Origin of the sequence: Pseudomonas sp. R37(2017) (genome assembly GCF_002113375.1) — a bacterium.
Classification (GTDB): Bacteria; Pseudomonadota; Gammaproteobacteria; order Pseudomonadales; family Pseudomonadaceae; genus Aquipseudomonas.
Genome location: NZ_NEHO01000031.1, coordinates 1 through 19,946 on the forward strand (window position 1 = coordinate 1; position 19,946 = coordinate 19,946).

The 19,946-nt window shown below is 60.6% G+C and carries 19 protein-coding genes and 1 pseudogene; 9 read left to right on the forward strand and 11 right to left on the reverse strand.

Going from position 1 to position 19,946, the window contains the following annotated elements:
- From CAG47_RS27015 to CAG47_RS27050, 8 genes are all read right to left on the reverse strand, one after another.
- A partial coding sequence (locus tag CAG47_RS27015; RefSeq protein ID WP_305881842.1) for an Orn/Lys/Arg decarboxylase N-terminal domain-containing protein occupies positions 1-417 on the reverse strand: 417 nt, incomplete at its 3' end.
- A gap of 566 nt (positions 418-983) precedes the next feature.
- Positions 984-2,267, reverse strand: coding sequence for an FAD-binding oxidoreductase (locus tag CAG47_RS27025; protein ID WP_085729343.1), 1,284 nt, complete (start codon positions 2,265-2,267; stop codon positions 984-986).
- 286 nt (positions 2,268-2,553) lie between these two features.
- Positions 2,554-2,679: a hypothetical protein gene (locus tag CAG47_RS29185; RefSeq protein ID WP_256577570.1), complete on the reverse strand. Its 126-nt coding sequence runs from the start codon at positions 2,677-2,679 to the stop codon at positions 2,554-2,556.
- Positions 2,680-2,782: 103 nt separating this feature from the next.
- Entirely contained in the window at positions 2,783-3,271 is a 489-nt protein-coding gene (gene moaE / locus CAG47_RS27030; protein ID WP_085729344.1) for a molybdopterin synthase catalytic subunit MoaE, read from the reverse strand.
- A 3-nt stretch (positions 3,272-3,274) separates the two neighbouring features.
- Positions 3,275-3,526: a molybdopterin converting factor subunit 1 gene (moaD, locus tag CAG47_RS27035; protein ID WP_085729345.1), complete on the reverse strand. Its 252-nt coding sequence runs from the start codon at positions 3,524-3,526 to the stop codon at positions 3,275-3,277.
- Entirely contained in the window at positions 3,526-4,029 is a 504-nt protein-coding gene (gene moaC / locus CAG47_RS27040) for a cyclic pyranopterin monophosphate synthase MoaC (RefSeq protein WP_085729346.1), read from the reverse strand. The genes moaD and moaC overlap by 1 nt, the downstream gene beginning before the upstream one ends.
- Before the next feature lie 43 nt (positions 4,030-4,072).
- Positions 4,073-4,900, reverse strand: a complete 828-nt coding sequence (fdhD, locus tag CAG47_RS27045; RefSeq protein WP_085729361.1) for a formate dehydrogenase accessory sulfurtransferase FdhD — start codon at positions 4,898-4,900, stop codon at positions 4,073-4,075.
- 145 nt (positions 4,901-5,045) lie between these two features.
- A complete protein-coding gene (locus tag CAG47_RS27050) occupies positions 5,046-5,936 on the reverse strand; it encodes a LysR family transcriptional regulator (protein WP_085729347.1) in 891 nt (296 codons plus the stop codon).
- Between the two features lie 285 nt (positions 5,937-6,221).
- On the opposite strand from CAG47_RS27050, the gene moaB reads away from it, so the two are divergent.
- Positions 6,222-6,761, forward strand: coding sequence for a molybdenum cofactor biosynthesis protein B (gene moaB, locus CAG47_RS27055; protein WP_085729348.1), 540 nt, complete (start codon positions 6,222-6,224; stop codon positions 6,759-6,761).
- Positions 6,758-7,963, forward strand: coding sequence for a gephyrin-like molybdotransferase Glp (gene glp / locus CAG47_RS27060; RefSeq protein WP_085729349.1), 1,206 nt, complete (start codon positions 6,758-6,760; stop codon positions 7,961-7,963). Before moaB ends, glp begins: the two co-directional genes overlap by 4 nt.
- Before the next feature lie 1,411 nt (positions 7,964-9,374).
- Here the strand turns inward: glp and CAG47_RS27080 are convergent.
- A complete protein-coding gene (locus CAG47_RS27080; RefSeq protein WP_085729353.1) occupies positions 9,375-10,274 on the reverse strand; it encodes a bestrophin family protein in 900 nt (299 codons plus the stop codon).
- Between the two features lie 5 nt (positions 10,275-10,279).
- Entirely contained in the window at positions 10,280-11,278 is a 999-nt protein-coding gene (gene moaA, locus CAG47_RS27085) for a GTP 3',8-cyclase MoaA (protein ID WP_085729354.1), read from the reverse strand.
- Between the two features lie 452 nt (positions 11,279-11,730).
- Here moaA and CAG47_RS27090 point away from each other — a divergent pair, with 452 nt between their 5' ends.
- From CAG47_RS27090 to CAG47_RS27105, 4 genes are all read left to right on the forward strand, one after another.
- Complete coding sequence (locus CAG47_RS27090; protein WP_085729355.1) at positions 11,731-14,055, forward strand: FdhF/YdeP family oxidoreductase; 2,325 nt, start codon at positions 11,731-11,733, stop codon at positions 14,053-14,055.
- 150 nt (positions 14,056-14,205) lie between these two features.
- The gene (locus CAG47_RS27095; RefSeq protein ID WP_085729356.1) at positions 14,206-15,627 is read left to right on the forward strand and encodes a cytochrome ubiquinol oxidase subunit I; all 1,422 of its coding nucleotides are present in this window, start codon (positions 14,206-14,208) and stop codon (positions 15,625-15,627) included.
- Between the two features lie 17 nt (positions 15,628-15,644).
- The gene (cydB, locus tag CAG47_RS27100) at positions 15,645-16,661 is read left to right on the forward strand and encodes a cytochrome d ubiquinol oxidase subunit II (RefSeq protein WP_085729357.1); all 1,017 of its coding nucleotides are present in this window, start codon (positions 15,645-15,647) and stop codon (positions 16,659-16,661) included.
- Positions 16,648-16,803 (forward strand): DUF2474 domain-containing protein, encoded by a 156-nt coding sequence (locus CAG47_RS27105; RefSeq protein ID WP_085729358.1) that lies wholly within the window; start codon positions 16,648-16,650, stop codon positions 16,801-16,803. Before cydB ends, CAG47_RS27105 begins: the two co-directional genes overlap by 14 nt.
- Before the next feature lie 216 nt (positions 16,804-17,019).
- On the opposite strand, the gene CAG47_RS27110 is transcribed toward CAG47_RS27105, so the two are convergent.
- Positions 17,020-17,871, reverse strand: coding sequence for a CAP domain-containing protein (locus CAG47_RS27110; RefSeq protein WP_085729359.1), 852 nt, complete (start codon positions 17,869-17,871; stop codon positions 17,020-17,022).
- Between the two features lie 143 nt (positions 17,872-18,014).
- On the opposite strand from CAG47_RS27110, the gene CAG47_RS27115 reads away from it, so the two are divergent.
- The 3 genes and pseudogenes from CAG47_RS27115 to CAG47_RS29190 all read left to right on the forward strand — a co-directional run.
- On the forward strand, positions 18,015-18,635 hold the full coding sequence (locus tag CAG47_RS27115) for a cell wall hydrolase (protein ID WP_085729362.1): 621 nt from the start codon (positions 18,015-18,017) through the stop codon (positions 18,633-18,635).
- A 200-nt stretch (positions 18,636-18,835) separates the two neighbouring features.
- The gene (locus CAG47_RS27120; RefSeq protein ID WP_085729360.1) at positions 18,836-19,813 is read left to right on the forward strand and encodes an NAD-dependent epimerase; all 978 of its coding nucleotides are present in this window, start codon (positions 18,836-18,838) and stop codon (positions 19,811-19,813) included.
- Positions 19,767-19,946, forward strand: a pseudogene (locus tag CAG47_RS29190) (glycosyltransferase); the annotation flags it as partial. The gene CAG47_RS27120 and the pseudogene CAG47_RS29190, both read left to right, overlap by 47 nt.

Sequence of the window (19,946 nt, forward strand, 5' to 3'; positions counted from 1 at the left end):
GTGACCGGGGCAGGCGAAGGTCGCGTTGGCGGATTCGGTGTAGTGCTTGAGCGAGTCGAAGAACGGCGGCAGCAGGCTGTCTTCGTAGGCTTTGGCGGCGGTTTCCAGTTGGTTGCCGTGGTACTCGATGTTGCTCGGTGACAGGTCGAAGATGCCGTTGACCTGCAGCAGCACGTCATTGAGGTGTTTGTAGACTTCTCGCGGGTGGGTGCTGGTGCCGGGGGAAGCCACCAGGAAAATCGGCACATCGAAACCGGTGCGTTGAATGGCGTCGAGGGCTCCGGCCAGCACATCATTGACCGATACCACGGCCACGGCGACGTCGGTGAAGTCGGTGTGAGCGAGCGGCACCACCTCGCGGGCGTTCAGGAAATAGTCGGATGCGCCTTCGCTGGCAGCGATTTTCAGGGATTTCATGGGGGTGGTGTCTCCAGGCGGGCAATCATTTGTCCGCAGCTTTTTTAGAGATCGACTTCCGGGGGAACTCCAGTTCCCCTGATCGGAAATCGTGTCACCACTGGTTATAGAGCATATTCCTGATTTGTCAGGCTTTCGCCGCGTCCTTGCACTTCTTGACCCTTGGCACCCAACGACCTCTCGGTCAGGCGTGTACCAGCGCGATCGTGAACGAGACCACGATCATGCACGCAAAAGCAAAATTGATATTCATGAAGTTTCCATTCCAAGACATGAGTGACGGCGCCATCTTGAACAGGTCACCAGAAAATAAAAAATTCGGCGTAATGATTTGAAAGATCGAAAAAAATGATACTTGGCCGGTTCGCCGATTTCGGCCAGCGGTCACGGCGTCCTTTCATCCGACATCACTGCTGAATGACGCACCGCCATCGCGGGCAAGCCCGCTCCCACAGGATTGTTGGCCGGCCTCGATATTTATGGTCGACATCGATCACTGTGGGAACGGGCTTGCCCGCGAAGGGGGCTACACAATCAACATAAATACCGGATGTGCAGCCAATGCCTCAGCGCAACCGCTCAAGCATCTGGTAGTACCACATGCCCGCAGCCAGCATCGGGTTGCCCAGCAGGTCGCCCATGGGCACGCGGATGTGCTGGCAGGCGGCGAAGGTGTCGAACTGCTGCAGTTGCCCGGTGATCGCCCGGCCCATGATTTCACCCATGATGTGGGTGGTGGCGATGCCGTGGCCGGAGTAGCCCTGGCAATACCAGACATTGTCCGACAGCTTGCCCAGTTGCGGGATGCGGTTGATCACGATGCCCATCGCGCAGCTCCACTGGTAATCGATGGCCACGCCTTTGAGCGCGGGGAAGGTCTGCTCGATGCACGGGCGCAGCTCGGCGGCGATGTCCCGTGAGTCCTTGCCGCTGTAGTTGGCGCCGCCACCGAACAACAGGCGACCGTCAGCCGTGAGGCGGTAGTAATCGAGCACGAAGCGGCAGTCGTAGACCGCCAGGTCTTCGGGGTTGATCTGTCTGGCCAGGTCGCCCAGCGGCGCAGTAGTGACTATGCCGCCCATGGCCGGGAAAATCTTGCCCTTGAGCTTGCCCGGTTCCAGCTTGTGGTAGACGTCGCCGGCCAGCAGTACCTGGTTGGCGTCGATGTGCCCATGGGCGGTGCGTACGCCTGGCGTCGGGCCGTGAATGATCTCCAGCACTTCGCTGTTTTCGAAGATCAGTGCGCCCAGGCTTTCGGCTGCGCGGGCCTCACCGATGCACAGGTTCAGCGGGTGCAGGTGCATGTTGCGGGTGTTCTTGATCGCACCGTGGTAGAGGTCGCTTTGCAGCAGGTCGCGTACCTGGCTGCGGTCGAGCAGGCTGACTTCATCGCCCATGCCTCTGTGCACCGCCTCGTTGTAATCCTTGCGCAACCCGTCCATGTGCGCGGGCTTGTACGCGGCGTGCAGGTGGCCGTGCTTGAGGTCGCAGGCGATGCCGTACTTTTCCACGCGTTGCTTGATGATCTGGTGCCCGCGCCAGCGCAGGTTCCAGATGAAATCGTCGACGTCATCACCGAGGGTGCGGCGCATCTGTTTGCGCATCGCTTCATCGCCCGACAGGCTGCCGGTGACCTGGCCGCCGTTGCGTCCGGTGGCGCCCCAGCCGATCTTGTGGCTTTCGACGATGGCGACCTTCAGGCCTTTTTCCGCCAGCTCGACAGCGGTGGCCACGCCGGTGAATCCGCCGCCGATGATCACCACGTCAACCCGGTGTCGGCCTTGCAGCGTGGGGTACTCGGTGTCCTGGTTGAGGGTGGCGGTGTAATAGGAGTTGCAACGTTGGGTCATGTCGGTGTCCAGGCAAATTCGGGGGAAACCAATGCCAGTCAGTCGAAGTGCGCAACCTGTAGGAGCGAGCAGGCTCGCGAATGCGGAGTGTCATTCGACATCAACGGTGAATGACACTCCGCCATCGCGAGCAGGCTCGCTCCTACAGGGATTGCATACGCTGAGCTAACGCAGGGATAGCGAAGGAGGGGGCTCGCCGATCAGGCGAGCAGGGCGCTATCCGGCGGACGTGAGGAGTGACGCAGTTTGGAGCGGCGCAGGGCCATGGGCAGGTTGACGATGCGCTTCATGCAATGCCGTCCACGGCCAGCCGCGAGGTGGCCCGGATCGAAATGTTCAGCAGCTGCTGTTCTGACGGCAAAGTACGCATGGCGCAGGTTTCCGGGGGGTGCAAATCGTCGGTGGCGGCCAAGGCAAGCCATCCGGGGATGGCTGGATACTAGGGAGGATTGTGGCGCGTGTAAATGTTTGATTCAGGACATCGGATGCACACCGAGTCCGTTCAACACCTCGATCTACGCCGGTGCGCGCTGGATAGTCGCTTGATGCTGCGCCTCTGCCCAGCGCGCGATGGCTGAGCGGTCGCTGTCCCGGGCGTCGACCCAGCGTGCACCGGATGCCACGTCTTCGCGTTTCCAGAATGGTGCATCGGTTTTCAGGTAATCCATGATGAATTCACAGGCCTGGAAAGCGGCTTGCCGATGCTGGCTGCCGACACCGACAAACACGATCGGTTCGCTGATGGCCAACGGGCCGATCCGATGCACGATCTCCACGGCCCGCAGTGGCCATCGGGCCTTGGCATTGTCGATGATCCTTTGCAGCGAACGTTCGGTCATGCCCGGGTAGTGCTCCAGGAACAGCCCGGCGACCGCTTCATCCTGATTGATGTCGCGCACGTAGCCGACGAAGTTGACCACGGCCCCCACCCCCGGATCGCTGGCGTGCAGGCGGTCGATCAACTGGCCGACGTCGAATACTTCGTGCTGGATTCGAACCGTCATGGCTCAACCCCCGGTGACCGGTGGAAAAAAGGCGATCTCGTCATAATCCTCGATCACCCGGTCTGGATGGCACAGCTCCTGATTCAGTGCACACATCAGGTTGTTTTCACCGAGCACATGGCTCCACACCTCACCACGGGCCATCAGCAATCGGCGCACGTCTTCGATGGTCTTGAGGCTGTCGGTCAGGGGCAGTTTTTCGCCGCCCAGGTTGAGCTGCTCGCGGTAGCGGGCGAAGTAGTTGATCAGGATCATTATGCGTCCTCGAACTTGAAATGACCGGAGCGGCCACCTTGTTTACTGAGCAGGCGGATGTCATCGATGACCATGCCTCGGTCCACTGCCTTGCACATGTCGTAGAGGGTCAACGCCGCCACACTGACGGCGGTGAGGGCTTCGAGCTCGACCCCGGTCTGGCCTTCGACGCGGCAGGTGCCGAGGATTTTCACGCTGTCCGGTGTGCAGGCCTTGAGTTCGACATGGATCGAACTGAGCAGCAGGGTGTGACACAGCGGAACCAGCTCATGGGTTTTCTTCGCCGCCATGATCCCGGCGATCCGCGCCACGGCAAACACATCGCCTTTGGGGTGGCCGTCGCTTTGAATCAGCTTGAGGGTTTCCGGGCGCATCCGCACCCAGGCCTGTGCCTGGGCTTCACGTTGCGTCGGGGGTTTTGCGCTGACATCGACCATGTTGGCGCGGCCCTGGTTGTCGAGGTGGGTCAGGCCATTGGACGGTGTATCTGAACGGTCTGTCATGAGAAGTTCCTGCGCTGGCCAGCGCGATGATCAGGTGAAGGCATCATGCCGGGCTGTAAATGCGGGGTGCGTTGCGGTGGGGGACGTGAATCAGGTTGAGGCGATGTCTGATTGCCCATTGCACGGTCAGGGCCGTGGGTGCCGACAGGCTGACCAGCGTGCCGAGCCTGGCCCTGACAGCCTTGTGAATCAGCTCGAGGCTGCAACGGCTGGTGACCACGGTAAAGCCGCAACGGCTGTCGATGCCGGCGTATTGCAGGGCTCCGATCAACTTGTCCAGTGCGTTGTGGCGGCCAATGTCTTCGCGGCAGATCAATGCGTTGCCCCGGTTGTCGAAATACAGGGCCGCGTGCAGCGCGCCGCTGCTGCGGGCCATCTGTTGTGCCTGTTCGATGCGGTTGCGGATGTCGATGAAATGCTCGGCGGGCGGCAGTGCAACCGGATCGAGAATCTCCAGCTTCGGCAGGGCCTGCTCAAGCGCCTCCACACCGCACAGCCCGCAGCCACTGGTGCCGGCCATTTGCCGACGATGGTTCTTCAGTGCCCAGAATGCGCGGCTGGAGATCTGCACGTCTGCCTGAACGGCCTGGTCGAAGTGGGTCAGGCGCAGGTCGTGGATTTCGTTCTGGTGCGCAACGATGTCGTTGCTGACGCTGAAGCCGCGGATGAAGTCTTCGAGGTTACCCGGCGACACCATCATCACCGCCTGGCTCAGACCGTTGTAGGTGATTGCCAATGCGATCTCGGCGGCCAGCGCCGCCTGACAGACTGATGCGCTGTTGTCGTATTCGCGAAAGTTCACACTCAAGGGTTTCGGTGCGGGGGCGTTAGTGTCGCTTCGACTATCGGTTTGTTCAACTTGGCAGAACATGAAAAGAACCTCGAAGCGCTGAATTAAGTTCAGGCTACGGGCAACTTTCATAGGCGTCCAATCGCTTGTTCCGATACACCGATTGGTGATGTCTATCAAACCGGCCGAACATGTCTGGTTCGGTTTTATTCAAATCGAAACCCGATCAATCGATCCGGCTGAACAATGTTCGTGCTTCGGCGAAACATTTCTCGGCAATCGCCGAGCGCGGCTCGGTCTTGCGCATCACCAGGCCCAGGGGCGCAAGCACGCTGGCATCCGGCAACTCGATGAAGGACAGATGTTCGATGGGCTCTTCCAGGCCGCTGTCCAGCGGCATGATCGCGCAACAGAAGCCTTCGTGGATTGCCTGCAGCAACTGGTAGGTTGAATCGCTTTCCAGGATCGGCTGCGGGTCCAGCCCGCGACTGCGAAAGCTCAGGTCGATGGATTTACGGTAGTGCATGCCGTTGCTGAGCATCCCCAGCGGCAGGTCGGCGGCGTCCTCCCAGCTCATTTGCGTGCCGTCGAAATGGAAGTGGCGGGTATCGTACAGCAGGCCGACGCGGGTCTCGCCAATCTGGAAAAACTCGAAATAGCTCGGGTTGACGTGATCGAGGTAGCACACGCCCAGGTCCAGCTGATTGTTGCCGAGGCCCTCGATGATCTGATCGGAACTCAAGGACGACAGGCTGTACTTGAGCTCCGGAAAGCTGCGGGACAGCCCCTGAATGTAGGTGACTGGGTTGAAGCTGCTGAGCGGCACCAGCCCCAGGCGCAGGTTACCCACGAGTTGGCCCCGGCACGCGGCGGCTTCGGCGAAGAGCCCGTCGTGGGCGGCCAGCAGGGTCCTGGCCCACGCCAGTACACGTTCGCCGGCCTCGGTAAACCCCTCGAAGCGCTGGCCCCGGGTGACCAGCACCAGGTCCAGTTCATCCTCCAGGTTGCGCAGGCGCATCGACAGCGTGGGCTGGGTGATGTGGCAGCGCGCGGCCGCCTGGCCGAAGTGGCGGGTCTGCTCCAGGGCAATCAGGAACTTGAGTTGTTTGATGTCCATGACGGCACCTGCTGACGGGGGGAGTGAGGGGTAAGTATTGACTCAGGTGCGCAAGACACAAGGCGAGGCGGAAAACGTGAGGCGTGAACGATCTCACTGTCTTTGGCGGGCGTCCAATCACTGGTGTTTAAGAGGTTATCGAGGCGCTCTATCAACGATGGATATTCTGGCTTTTTATATCGATAGACTGGCTCGATAGTCTGGTTGGTTAGAGTGATTAGACATAGATTGATTGATCGAATTAGTCTCCGGAAGTTGTTTAACTCTTGTTTGCCGGAGAATTCCATGAGCGTCAAACCGGATGCCTTGTTTATACCTTTGAATATTGCCGTGCTGACCGTCAGTGATACTCGTGAATACGCCAATGACACCTCCGGCCAACTGCTCGTCAGTCGTTTGCTGGAAGCCGGCCATACCCTCAGCGAACGCAACCTGCTCAAGGACGATCTGTACAAGATCCGCGCGCAGGTGGCGAACTGGATTGCCGATGACGGCATCCAGGTGGTGCTGATCACGGGTGGCACCGGGTTCACTGGCCGCGACAGCACACCCGAGGCCGTGGCCTGTTTGCTGGATAAACAGATTGAAGGTTTCGGTGAGCTGTTCCGGGCAATCTCGATCCTCGACATCGGTACCTCGACGGTGCAGAGCCGCGCACTGGCCGGGCTGGCCAATGGCACGCTGGTCTGCTGCCTGCCGGGCTCCACGGGCGCCTGCCGCACTGCCTGGGAAGGCATCCTCGCCGAGCAACTCGACGCGCGTCACCGGCCCTGCAATTTCGTTGCGCACCTCAAGCCTGTGCAAGCCTGCGGGACACGGGGATGAGCACTTCACCGCTGATGTCGGTGGAGCAAGCCATCGACCGGTTGCTGACGATGGCCGAGGCGCAGTGGATTGAAGACAGCGAAGCGCTGCCGCTCAGTGCCGCCAGGCAACGGGTGTTGGCCAATGACCTGGTGGCAAGCCTCGATTTGCCGCCGTGGCCGAACAGCGCCATGGACGGCTATGCCCTGAATGTCGAGGACTGGGACGGTGAGCCATTGACCGTGTCGCAGCAGGTGTTTGCCGGGCATGCCCCCGAAGCCCTGGCACCGGGAACCTGCGCACGCATCTTCACCGGCGCGCCGATTCCGCCGGGTGCCGACTGCGTGGAGATGCAGGAGAACACCGAGGTGCTGGATGACGGGCGTATCCGTTTCAAGCAGCCCCTGGGCACGGGCAGCAACATTCGCCCGCAAGGCCAGGAGAACCGCGCCGGCGATGTGCTGCTGCGCGCCGGCAAGCGTCTCGGCCCATTCGAATTGGCGGTTGCGGCGGCGCAGGGTTGCACCCATGTGCAGGTCGTGCGGCGACCACGGGTGGCGCTGCTGTCCACCGGCGATGAACTGGTCGAGCCGGGCACACCGCTCAAACCCGGCAGTATCTATAACAGCAACCGCACCTTGTTGAGCCATTGGTTGGATGCGTTGGGGTGCGAGGTCATCGATGCCGGCATTCTCCCCGACGAGCCACGCCTGACTCGGCTCAGACTCGAACAGTTGCAACACACGGCAGACCTGATGCTCAGTACGGGCGGCGTGTCCGCCGGCGACGCCGACTGCCTCGGCCAGGTGTTGCGCGAATGCGGCAAGCCGTTGCTGTGGAAGCTCTCGATCAAACCCGGCAAGCCATTGACCGTAGGCCACTTCGGCCGCGTGCCGGTGATTGGCCTGCCGGGTAATCCGACATCGGCGTTGGTGACATTCGGTTTGTTGGCGCGGGTTTATCTGTTACGGATTCAGGGTGTCGAAGACGTCGAGCCGTTGAGTTTTCCGGTCAGGGTCGGCTTTGCCTGGCCCAAACCCGGGAGTCGTCGCGAGTACCTGCGGGCGAAACTCGAAGGCGGTCTGGCAGTGCTGTATCCGAACCAGAGTTCGGGCGTATTGCTGGGCGCATCCTGGGCCGATGGGCTGTTGGAAGTGCCGCAAGGTTGTACGCTGAACGTGGGCGATACGGCGCGCTTCATACCCTTCAGCGAGCTGTTCTGAAACTGCCCTCACAATCCCTGTAGGAGCGAACCTGTTCGCGAAGAGGCCGGCACATTCAGCAGAGATGTTGGCAGGCAGACCGCCATCGTCGGAACGCCGCCCGGAGCATGCTCGCTCCTACAGTTTTGGTCTTCAGCGAACGCCAACCTTGCGGCCAGCCACAATCCCTGTGGGAGCGGGCTTGCCCGCGAAGAGGCCGGCACATTCAACAGAGATGTTGGCAGACAGACCGCCATCGTCGGAACGCCGCCCGGAGCATGCTCGCTCCTACAGTTTTGGTCTTCAGCGAACGCCAACCTTGCGGCCAGCCACAATCCCTGTGGGAGCGGGCTTGCCCGCGAAGAGGCCGGCACATTCAACAGAGATGTTGGCAGACAGACCGCCATCGTCGGAACGCCGCCCGGAGCATGCTCGCTCCTACAGTTTTGGTCTTCAGCGAACGCCAACCTTGCGGCCAGCCACAATCCCTGTGGGAGCGGGCTTGCCCGCGAAGAGGCCGGTACATTCAACAGAGATGTTGGCAGACAGACCGCCATCGTCGGAACGCCGCCCGGAGCATGCTCGCTCCTACAGTTTTGATCTTCAGTGAACGCCAACCTTGCGGCCAGCCACAATCCCTGTAGGAGCGAACCTGTTCGCGAAGAGGCCGGTACATTCAACAGAGATGTTGACTGACCCACCGCCATCGCGAGCATGCTCGCTCCTACAGTTTTGGTCTTCAGCGAACGCCAACCTTGCAGCCAGCCACAATCCCTGTGGGAGCGAACCTGTTCGCGAAGAGGCCGGTACATTCAACAGAGATGTTGACTGACCCACCGCCATCGCGAGCATGCTCGCTCCTACAGTTTTGGTCTTCAGCGAACGCCAACCTTGCAGCCAGCCACAATCCCTGTGGGAGCGAACCTGTTCGCGAAGAGGCCGGTACATTCAACAGAGATGTTGACTGACCCACCGCCATCGCGAGCATGCTCGCTCCTACAGTTTTGGTCTTCAGCGAACGCCAACCTTGCAGCCAGCCACAATCCCTGTGGGAGCGAACCTGTTCGCGAAGAGGCCGGTACATTCAACAGAGATGTTGACTGACCCACCGCCATCGCGAGCATGCTCGCTCCTACAGTTTTGGTCTTCAGCGAACGCCAACCTTGCAGCCAGCCACAATCCCTGTGGGAGCGGGCTTGCCCGCGAAGAGGCCGGCACATTCAACAGAGATGTTGACTGACCCACCGCCATCGCGAGCATGCTCGCTCCTACAGTTTTGGTCTTCAGTGAACGCCAACCTTGCGGCCAGCCACAATCCCTGTGGGAGCGGGCTTGCCCGCGAAGAGGCCGGCACATTCAGCAGAGATGTTGGCAGTCAGACCGCCATCGCGAGCATGCTCGCTCCTACAGGTTTTTGCGTGTTTGTTGAGCGTCAGTTCAACACAAAATCCACTGGCTCCAGTTGTGGCGGTAACTCGGTCACGCCCAGTGCGGCCAGCACGTCACGTTCGATGTTGCGCACGATGGCGTCGGTGGGCAGGTCGTTTTCGTCGCGGCCGAAGGGGTCTTCCAGTTCGTCGGCGATCGCGTCCAGGCCAAAAAAGGTGTAGCTGACAATCGCAGTGAAAATCGGCGTCAACCAACCCAGGGGTTCGGCCATGGCGAACGGCAGGAGGATGCAGAACAGGTAGATGGTGCGGTGCAGCAGCAGGGTGTAGGGAAACGGTAGCGGAGTGTTCTTGATCCGTTCACAGACCGCCTGGGCGTGGGTCAGGCCGGTCAGGTGGTTGGCCATGAGCGTGTAGCGCCAGTCGTTGATCACCCCGGACTCGTTGAGTGTCGAACACTGCTGGCCGACCTGCATCAGGATCTGTCCGCTGATGTCCGTGGAGTTGCCCTTGGGCATCGGGTGCAGCCAGTCGCCGCTGGTGGCCAGTTCGTTTTCCCGGCGCAACCGCGCGTTGAGGGCATGGGCAAAGCCGCACAGGTTGCTCAGGATCGTATGTCGCTCGGCCGCGTCCTTGATCACCAGGGTTTCACGAATCATCGAGCGGATTTCCACGATCACATCGCCCCACGCCTTGCGCGCTTCATACCAGCGGTCATAACAGGCGTTGTTGCGAAAGCTCATGAAGATCGACAGTGACAGGCCCAGCAGCGTGAAGGGCGTGGCGCTGACCTTGGAAAAGTAACTGGGGTGCAAGGTTTCGATGAGCACGATGGCCGAGGCGAGCAGCGTCACCATCAGGCTGCGCCAGGCAATGCGCTTGGCGATCGAACCCTTGAGGGACGTCAGGACGCCGATCAGGTTGGGTTTGGGTCTTACGATCATGGGGTTCAGCCGCCCGTCATGTTCATGAAGCGAATGACCTGGACATCGTCGTTCACTTCGAAGTTGTGTCGATAAGGCTTGAGTTTCATCGCCTCGATAATGGCATTTTCCAGGCGCTCGGGTTGTCCGGGGTGGCTGCGCAGGACAGCCTTGAGATCCACCGAGTGCTCATTGCCCAGGCACAGCAACAGGCGTCCTTCCACGGTCAGTCGCACCCGGTTGCAGGTGCCGCAAAAGTTGTGGCTGTGGGGCGAGATGAACCCCAGGCGAATCTGCGGTGCCTCGGCCAAGCGCCAGTAGCGCGACGGACCCTGGGTCGACTCGGCGGAATCAATCAAAGTGTAGCGTTCGGCGATGCGTTCGCGGACCTGGCTGCTGGCGAAAAACGATTCGGCGCGGCTGTGTTCATCGATGGTGCCCAGCGGCATTTCCTCGATGAAGGAGATGTCGAGGTTACGGTCGATGGCAAAGCTCACCAGATCGTTGATCTCGTGGTCGTTGCGGCCTTTCATCACCACGCAATTGAGCTTGGTGTTGCGAAATCCCGCCTGGTTGGCAGCGTCGATACCCTTGATGACCTGCGCCAGATCTCCGGTGCGGGTCAGTTCGCGAAAGCGCTGCGGGTCCAGGCAGTCGAGGCTGATGTTGAGGCGCTTGACCCCCGCGTCGAACAACGGCCTGGCCAGTTTGGCCAGCTGCGAACCGTTGGTGGTCATGCACAGTTCGCGCAGGCCGGGCAGGGCGGCGATCTTCTCGCACAGTTGCACCACCCCTGGGCGGATCAGCGGCTCGCCCCCGGTCAGGCGGATCTTGCGGGTGCCCAGCGCCACGAAGCTTTGTGCCAGTTGATAAATCTCTTCCAGGGTCAGCACCCGTTGGCGCGGCAGGAACTGCATGTCCTCGGCCATGCAATACACGCAGCGGAAATCGCAGCGGTCGGTGACCGACATCCGCAGATAGTCCACGTGCCGGGAGAAGCCATCGATCAAGACTCGTTCTGACATGACACCCTCGCTTGGCACGTATTGAATGATTTTTTTGTAGGAGCGAGCACGCTCGCGATGGTCGTTAACGATTACGCGTGCTGGCTGGCTGAACGCGGTGCTCTTGAGTCCATCGTCGGAACGCCGCCCGGAGCGTGCTCGCTCCTACAGGTATTGTGCTGATAACGGACTTGTTGAGCGCAGGTTAAGAGCAACTTCAAGGGGCGTCCAATCACTATTAATAACCGGTTGATCGACCCGGTCTATGATGAACTTTTTTTGTTTTAAAAGCGGTCTTAACAGTTGTTAAGCTATTGATAATTAAAAGAAAAAATCCGTGATAGAGCGTTTCGATAGTGTGGTCGTAAATAGCGATTAGACAGTATTCAAACCCGGTTCATATGCTTTCTCCGTCAAACGATCAATGACCTGAATCAGGTCGAAGCCTGTGTGCATTGTCACGGAGAAGTACCATGTCTCAAGTCGACCGCTACAAACCCTACAAAGGTGCCGCCGCCGGTTGGGGCGCGCTGATTGCTGTGACCAAAAACTGGCTGGGCAGTGAAAACGCGCTGAAGAACATTCGCGCCATGCTCAAGACCAACCAGAACGGCGGGTTCGACTGTCCCGGTTGCGCCTGGGGCGAGTCGCCGGAAAACGGCATGGTCAAGTTCTGCGAAAACGGTGCAAAGGCCGTTAACTGGGAAGCCACGGGCCGTTTGGTCGACCCGGCCTTCTTCAACAAATACAGCGTCTCGGCGCTGGCCGAGCAGAGCGATTACTGGCTGGAGTACCAGGGCCGCCTGACCCACCCGATGCGCTATGACGCGGCCACCGACCGCTACGTGGAAACCACCTGGGAGGAAGCGTTCGCGACGGTGGCCCGGCACCTCAATGCGCTGGAATCGCCGGACCAGGCCGAGTTCTACACTTCGGGCCGGGCCAGCAACGAGGCGGCGTTTCTCTATCAGTTGTTCGTGCGGGCCTATGGCACCAACAACTTTCCGGACTGCTCGAACATGTGCCACGAAGCCAGCGCGGTGAGCATGATCGAAAGCCTTGGCGTGGGCAAAGGCACCGTGGTGTTCGACGACCTGGAGCATGCCGATGCGATCTTCGTCATCGGCCAGAACCCCGGCACCAATCACCCGCGGATGCTCGAACCGTTGCGCGAAGCAGTCAAGCGCGGGGCACAGGTGATCTGCATCAACCCGCTCAAGGAGCGCGGGCTGGAACGCTTCCAGCATCCACAGCACCCGATCGAAATGTTGATGAACGGCTCCGAACCGACCAACACCGCGTACTTCCGCCCGGCCCTGGGCGGTGACATGGCGGTCATGCGCGGCATGGTCAAGTTCCTGTTGCAGTGGGAGCGCGAAGCGCAGGTCAGCGGCGGCGAGCCGGTGTTCGACCATGAGTTCATCGCCGAACACACCTCGGGCATGGGCGCCTACCTGGGTGAAGTCGACGCAACCAGTTGGCAGCACATCGAGCAGCAGTCAGGCATGTCCCTGGCGGACATCGAGCTCGCCGCACGCATGTACGCCCGGGCCAAGCGCGTGATCATGTGCTGGGCGATGGGCCTGACCCAGCACACGCACTCGGTGCCGACACTGCAGGAAGTCATCAACCTGATGCTGTTGCGTGGCAATGTCGGTCGTCCGGGCGCGGGTCTGTCGCCGGTTCGCGGTCACAGTAACGTGCAGGGCGACCGCACCATGGGCATCAACGAGCTGGCACCCACCGATTTGCTCAATGCCCTGGAAAAACGCTTCTCTTTCAAGCCGCCCCGCGAGCATGGCCACAACACCGTCATGGCGATCAGCGCGATGGAGCAGGGGCGTTCGAAAGTGTTCATCGCCCTGGGCGGCAACTTCGCCCAGGCCACCCCCGACACGCCGCGCACCCACGCTGCGTTGCGCAAATGCGAGCTCACCGTGCACATCGCCACCAAGCTCAACCGCAGCCATCTGGTCACCGGCCGTGAAGCACTGATCCTGCCGTGCCTGGGCCGCACCGACATCGATATGCAGGCCGAAGGCCCGCAAGGCGTCACCGTGGAAGACACCTTCAGCATGATCCACATCTCCCACGGTCAGCTGAAACCCAAGTCGAAACACTTGCTGTCGGAACCGGCGATCATTGCCGGGCTCGCCGCCGCGACACTGGGCAAGCACCCGATCGACTGGAATTGGGCCATCGGTGACTATGGCCGCATCCGCGACATGATTGCCGACACCATTCCCGGCTTCGAGGATTTCAACCGGCGCTTGCTGCATCCGGGCGGTTTCCACATGCCCAATGACGCGGCCAGGCGCATCTGGAAAACCGCCAGCGGCAAAGCCCAGTTCACCCCGAGCGTGCTGCCCGAGCACCTGATCAGCGAAGGCGTGCGCAACCTGGGGGTCAAGCCGCACCTGATTCTGCAGACCATGCGCTCCCACGATCAGTACAACACCACGCTGTACGGCCTGGATGACCGTTATCGCGGCGTGTACGGGATGCGCGACGTGGTGTTCGCCAACGAGCAGGACATTCGCCGGCTGGGTTTCGAACCGGGGCAGAAGGTCGACCTGGTGGCGCTGTGGGACGACGAGCGCGAGCGTCGGGTCAGCGGTTTTACCCTGATCGCCTACGACATACCGGCCGGTCAGGCGGCGGCGTACTACCCCGAGACCAATCCGCTGGTGCCGCTGGAAAGTTACGGTGACCGCACCTTCACCCCGACTTCCAAGTTCGTCGCCATCCGGCTGGAGCAGGCGAAGGCCGGCAACCTGATCTCGACTTCCGCCGCCTAGCACCGATCACTCAAGACTTTGTGGGAGCGAGCTTGCTCGCGATTACAGGGTGTCAGGCGCCTTGATGTTGAAGGTACCGACCTCATCGTCGGATCGCCGCCCGGAGCAAGCTCGCTCCCACAGTTTTAAATCCGCGATGAGGATATCGACATGTTTAACCTGGAGGCACTGGACCTGGCGCGCATTCAATTCGCGTTCACGGTTTCGTTCCACATCATCTTTCCCGCCATCACCATCGGGCTGGCCAGTTTCCTGGCGGTGCTCGAAGGGCTTTGGCTGAAGACCCACAACGACACCTACCGCGACCTCTACCATTTCTGGTCGAAGATCTTCGCCGTCAACTTCGGCATGGGCGTGGTCTCGGGGCTGGTCATGGCCTATGAGTTCGGCACCAACTGGAGCCGTTTCTCCGATTTCGCCGGCAGCATCACCGGGCCGCTGCTGACCTATGAAGTGCTTACGGCGTTCTTCCTCGAGGCCGGTTTCCTCGGGGTCATGCTGTTCGGCTGGAACCGGGTAGGGCGCGGCTTGCACTTCTTTTCGACGGTGATGGTCGCCATCGGCACCCTGATCTCGACCTTCTGGATTCTCGCCTCCAACAGCTGGATGCAGACGCCCCAGGGCTTCGAGATCGTCGACGGTCGGGTGATGCCGCTGGACTGGCTGGCCATCGTGTTCAACCCGTCGTTCCCGTACCGCCTGGCACACATGGCAATTGCCGCGTTCGTCGCCACGGCGTTCTTTGTCGGCTCGTCGGCGGCGTGGCACCTGCTGCGCGGCAACGACACCCGGCAAGTACGCAAGATGCTGTCGATGGCATTGTGGATGGCCTTGATCGTCTGCCCGATCCAGGCTGTGGTCGGCGACGCCCACGGCTTGAACACCCTGGAACATCAACCGGCGAAGATCGCGGCCATCGAAGGGCACTGGGAAAACAAAGGCAACGAAGCCACGCCATTGGTGCTGTTCGGTATCCCCGACATGCAGGCCGAGAAAACCGGATACGCCATCGAGATTCCGTACCTGGGCAGCCTGATCCTGACCCACAGCCTCGACAAGCAGATCCCGGCGCTCAAGAGCTTCCCGAAAGAGGACCGGCCCAATGCGACGGTGATCTTCTGGAGTTTCCGCGTCATGGCCGGGCTGGGCATGTTGATGGTGCTGGCCGGCGTGCTCGGTCTGGCCCTGCGGCGCAGCGGCGCCATCTACCGCAATCGCTGGTTCCTGCGCCTGATGCTGTGGATGGGCCCGAGTGGCCTGATCGCCATGCTGGCCGGGTGGATCACCACCGAAGTCGGGCGTCAGCCGTGGGTGGTGTATGGCCTGTTGCGTACCGCCGATGCCGCGTCCAATCACAGTGTCGCGCAACTGAGTCTCTCGCTGGCGCTGTTCGTGGTCATCTACTTCTCGGTGTTCACGGTGGGCATCGGCTACATGATGAAACTGGTCGGCAAGGGGCCGCAGCCCCATCACGGACATTCCGTCGACGGGCATTCCGACCAAGTCATCACACCGCGCCGGCCGCTGTCCGCCGACGCTGAAATCCTCGAAACCGACGCCCGCGTCAATTGAAGGAAGGGAGTTGAATCATGGGTATTCAAGGCATCGACTTATCGCTGATCTGGGGCGTGATCATCGCCTTCGGCGTGATGATGTACGTGATCATGGACGGCTTCGACCTGGGGTTGGGCATTCTGTTTCCGCTGATCCCGGACGCGAAGGAACGCGATGTGATGATGAACACCGTGGCACCGGTCTGGGACGGCAACGAAACCTGGCTGGTGCTGGGCGGCGCGGCGCTGTATGGCGCGTTCCCTCTGGCTTATTCGGTGATTCTGGAAGCGTTGTACCTGCCGCTGATCCTGATGCTGTGCGGCCTGATCTTCCGCGGTGTGGCGTTCGAGTTCCGTTTCAAGGCCAGCCCTGAAAAGCGTCATGTCTGGGACATGGCGTTCATCGGCGGGTCGCTGCTGGCGACCTTCTCCCAGGGCGTGGTGATCGGCACTTACATTGCCGGTATCCCGGTGGTCGACCGCCAGTTCGCCGGTGGTTCGCTGGACTGGCTGGCACCCTTTCCGCTGTTTTGCGGTGTCGGTCTGATCGTCGCTTATGCGCTGCTCGGCAGCACCTGGTTGCTGGTCAAGACCGAAGGCATGCTCGAATCGCGGATGCGCCTGTTCACCCGGCCCCTGGCCTGGCTGCTGTTGGCGGTGATTGGCGTGATCTGTGTGTGGACGCCCATCCTGCATCCGGAAATCGCCACGCGCTGGTTCGCCCATGCACACTTGGCGGTGTTCGGTGGCCTGGCGGTGTTGGCCTTGCTGGCGATGTTCGGCTTGCTCAAGACCCTGCGCCAACGCCACACCCATTGGCCCTTCGCCTTCACCCTGATGCTGGTGTTCCTGGGCTACATCGGTCTGGCGTTCAGCATCTGGCCGAACATCGTGCCGCCGTCGATCAGCCTGTGGGCAGCGGCGTCACCGGCGACCAGCCAGTTGTTCATCCTGATCGGCGCACTGTTCATCCTGCCGATCATCCTGATGTACACGGTCTGGAGCTACTACGTATTCCGCGGCAAAGTGAGGATTGGCGATGGCTACCATTGATTCTGGTGAACAGGCACCGACGCCCTGGTACAAGCGCCTGGGATGGCTGGTGCTGATCTGGCTGGGCAGTGTGGTTGGGTTGGGCGTGGTGGCGGGGGCGTTGCGGATGTTGATGCACGCGGCTGGGATGAGTAGTCACTGAGGCAAGGGACGGAGAACATTGCTCCTGCTCTTCTGCAGGAGCGAGCATGCTCGCGAAAAACGACCAGACAACGTGTTCATTCAGACAGTACGCGTTAACGTTGTCGTCCATCGTCGGAACGCCGCCCGGAGCATGCTCGCTCCTACAGGTACCAGGTAGCTCTGGTTTTTGTGCCACCGTTGGATGGCCCGTCTGCACAAACTCAGAATCCTGTCTTTACTGCGCCCCGAACATCGCCGTCCAGTAAATCCCCGCATCGCTCTTCGGATCGGTCGCGTAAGCCGCGCCCAGTTCGCGGAACTGTGGGTTCATCAGGTTGGCGCAATGGCCGGGGCTGGACAGCCAGCCTTCGACCACCTTGCGTACGCTGTCCTGCCCGGCGGCGATGTTTTCGCCGATCTGCTGGAAGTCGTAGCCGGCCAGTTCCGCGCGGTCGCCCGGGGTGCGGCCATCGCGGTCCTTGTGGTCGAAGTAGTTGTTGTTGGCCATGGAGCGCGAGTTTCCTTCGGCGGCGCTGGCCAGGGTGGCGTTCCAGGCCAGCGGCGCGGTCGCATTGAAAGACTGGGCGCCGCATTGACGCGGCTTGGCTCGTGCGGCGTTGAGTTCGATGAGCAGCTTCTGGCCCTCGGTCTGCCAGTCGCCCAGGCGCGAACTCAGCAGTGGCCGCGCCACGACGATGCGCCACTGATTGCCCTGGCGGCTGACGCCGACATCGACGAATTGCGGGTCGAGGACGATCTGGCAGAAGCTCTCCTGAATCGCTTTCATCGCCGACGCCGCATCACGAGGCCCGGACAGGCTGATGGCCTGCACATTCTTCATCGGGTAGCCCGCAGTGGCCATGGCCTGCTGCAGATCGCCGATGCTCGGGGCGGTGAGGACCAGGCGCGGGTCGGCCGACAGCGGGGGAAGCTCCGATGAGACCTGGCCGGCACAGCGCTGCAGTTGGCTGCGGTAGGTGTTGATCGATTCGATCAATTGCGCTTCGTCGGCCGCCACGGCGTTGGCGGCGAACATCAGGCCCAGTGACACACCGGCCAGACGCGTTGCGGATGAGATGAAACCCATGAAAATACCCCTTGAGCAGATGGCGCCCATGATGCGCGAAGTTGCCCCGTCGAGGACAACGGAATTATCCAGAGTGTAGTGGGAGCCGGTGATATCATTTCACTACTAGACTGAATCGAATCGCTCACCGAGTGACCCCGATCATGCGCCCCGACTGGATCGTCACCTGCCTCGCCTTCACGTTGCTTGCCGGCCCGGTATTGGCTGCGGACCAACAACAAAAACAGGAGTCGGCGGAGAACAAGGCCCAGGTGCTGGAACAAAAGGCCGCCCAGAGCAACAGCCCCGCACCGGCACCCAAGGCTGAAGCCATTACCCCCTCCGAAGTCCAGGCCGTCGATCCGGTGGGCGCCGCGCCGCTGGACGATGCAATCACCTGTCTGGCCCGGTCCATTTACTGGGAAGCCAAGGGCAGGGACGCCGCCGACATGGAGGCGGTGGCCAATGTGGTGATGAATCGACTGGGCCACGAGGGCTTTCCGGACACGGTGTGCAAAGTGGTCAAGCAGGGTTCGGAAACCAAGAGTTGCCAGTTCTCCTGGTGGTGTGACGGCAAATCCGATTCAGTCCAGGAAGAGGTGCCTTACGCGATGGCCAAGGAGATCGCGCGCAAGGCCCTGAACAAGGAACTGCCGGATCGCACGCAGGGTGCGCTGTATTTCCATGACCGTACCGTCAAGCCGGATTGGGCCAATGAATACATCAGGACAGTGGATATCGGTTTGTTTCGTTTTTACAAACCCCATGACGGATCGGCCAGATAGCAGGGGTTGTTTCGGCCAAATATTTTATTTTTGCTGAACACACGCGAGGTGTTATCGAAACTGAAATGTTTCTGTTTTATAAGCTTCATCACGCAAGCGTGCGTGGAATGAAGCCATAAGCAGGAAGTACACATGAAGCTGACGAGGGTCTGGATTAGTAGTCTCGCGCCGATCGCGCCGCAGTCGACGGCAGGCGTCCCATGACGGTCCTGGTCACCGGTGCGGCCGGTTTCATCGGTTTTCATACGGTCCGGCGCCTGTGCCGCGAGGGACTGAACGTCGTCGGTATCGACAATCTCAATGATTACTACGACGTGGATCTCAAGCACGCCCGCCTCAAGGTGCTGGAGACGTTGCCGGGTTTTCGCTTCAAGAAAATGGACATCGTCGATAAACCGGCCCTGATGAGCCTGTTTCAGGAGCACCGTTTTACCGAGGTGGTGCACCTGGCTGCCCAGGCCGGGGTGCGTTACTCGCTGGACAACCCGGATGTCTATGGGCAATCGAACCTGGTCGGCTTCCTCAATGTGCTGGAAGCCTGCCGGCACTATCGCCCCGAGCATCTGATCTACGCCTCGAGCAGTTCGGTGTACGGCACCAACAGCAAGATGCCGTTCAGTGTCGAGGACCCTGTCGAACATCCCGTGTCGCTCTATGCCGCCAGCAAACGCGCCAATGAACTGCTGGCCGAAAGTTACTGCCACTTGTATGGCCTGAAGGCCAGTGGCCTGCGCTTTTTCACCGTCTACGGTCCATGGGGCCGTCCGGACATGGCGCTGTTCAAGTTTACCGACGCCATCCTCAAAGGCCTGCCCATCGATATTTACAACGAGGGCCAGATGTCGCGGGACTTCACTTATGTCGACGACATTGTCGAAGGCATCGCCCGACTGCGCCCAAAGCCTCCGGTGCCACAAGGTCCGGCTACCGGGGTAAACCGGCTCTTCAACATCGGGCGTGGCAAGCCGGTGGCGTTGCTGGATTTCGTCGATTGCCTGGAGTCCGCCCTTGGCCTGCAAGCCCGGCGCAACTATATGCCGATGCAGGCCGGTGATGTGGTCAAGACCTGGGCCGATGTTTCGGCACTGGCCGAGTGGGTGGGCTTCAGCCCGCAGGTGACGCTGGAAACCGGTGTCGGCGAGTTTGTGCAGTGGTATCGGCAGTTCTACCGGATTTGAAGCGTTCGCCTCTGATCTCGAAAAAATCAAAAAGGGCGAGAGTGACTCCATGAGCCAAGACATTTTTGTATCCGTACTGATTCCCGCCAAGAACGAAGCGAACAACCTCAAGCCATTGCTCGAGGAAATCCGC

Coding starts and splice junctions, on each gene's coding strand:
- moaB (WP_085729348.1), top strand. CDS start 6,222: ATGAGCGTCAAACCGGATGCCTTGTTTATACCTTTGAATATTGCCGTG.
- moaE (WP_085729344.1), bottom strand. CDS start 3,271: ATGACGGTTCGAATCCAGCACGAAGTATTCGACGTCGGCCAGTTGATC.
- fdhD (WP_085729361.1), bottom strand. CDS start 4,900: ATGTTCTGCCAAGTTGAACAAACCGATAGTCGAAGCGACACTAACGCC.
- CAG47_RS27095 (WP_085729356.1), top strand. CDS start 14,206: ATGTTTAACCTGGAGGCACTGGACCTGGCGCGCATTCAATTCGCGTTC.
- CAG47_RS27080 (WP_085729353.1), bottom strand. CDS start 10,274: ATGATCGTAAGACCCAAACCCAACCTGATCGGCGTCCTGACGTCCCTC.
- moaD (WP_085729345.1), bottom strand. CDS start 3,526: ATGATCCTGATCAACTACTTCGCCCGCTACCGCGAGCAGCTCAACCTG.
- CAG47_RS27050 (WP_085729347.1), bottom strand. CDS start 5,936: ATGGACATCAAACAACTCAAGTTCCTGATTGCCCTGGAGCAGACCCGC.
- glp (WP_085729349.1), top strand. CDS start 6,758: ATGAGCACTTCACCGCTGATGTCGGTGGAGCAAGCCATCGACCGGTTG.
- CAG47_RS27025 (WP_085729343.1), bottom strand. CDS start 2,267: ATGACCCAACGTTGCAACTCCTATTACACCGCCACCCTCAACCAGGAC.
- moaA (WP_085729354.1), bottom strand. CDS start 11,278: ATGTCAGAACGAGTCTTGATCGATGGCTTCTCCCGGCACGTGGACTAT.
- CAG47_RS27090 (WP_085729355.1), top strand. CDS start 11,731: ATGTCTCAAGTCGACCGCTACAAACCCTACAAAGGTGCCGCCGCCGGT.
- CAG47_RS27120 (WP_085729360.1), top strand. CDS start 18,836: ATGACGGTCCTGGTCACCGGTGCGGCCGGTTTCATCGGTTTTCATACG.
- moaC (WP_085729346.1), bottom strand. CDS start 4,029: ATGACAGACCGTTCAGATACACCGTCCAATGGCCTGACCCACCTCGAC.
- CAG47_RS27110 (WP_085729359.1), bottom strand. CDS start 17,871: ATGGGTTTCATCTCATCCGCAACGCGTCTGGCCGGTGTGTCACTGGGC.
- cydB (WP_085729357.1), top strand. CDS start 15,645: ATGGGTATTCAAGGCATCGACTTATCGCTGATCTGGGGCGTGATCATC.
- CAG47_RS27115 (WP_085729362.1), top strand. CDS start 18,015: ATGCGCCCCGACTGGATCGTCACCTGCCTCGCCTTCACGTTGCTTGCC.
- CAG47_RS27105 (WP_085729358.1), top strand. CDS start 16,648: ATGGCTACCATTGATTCTGGTGAACAGGCACCGACGCCCTGGTACAAG.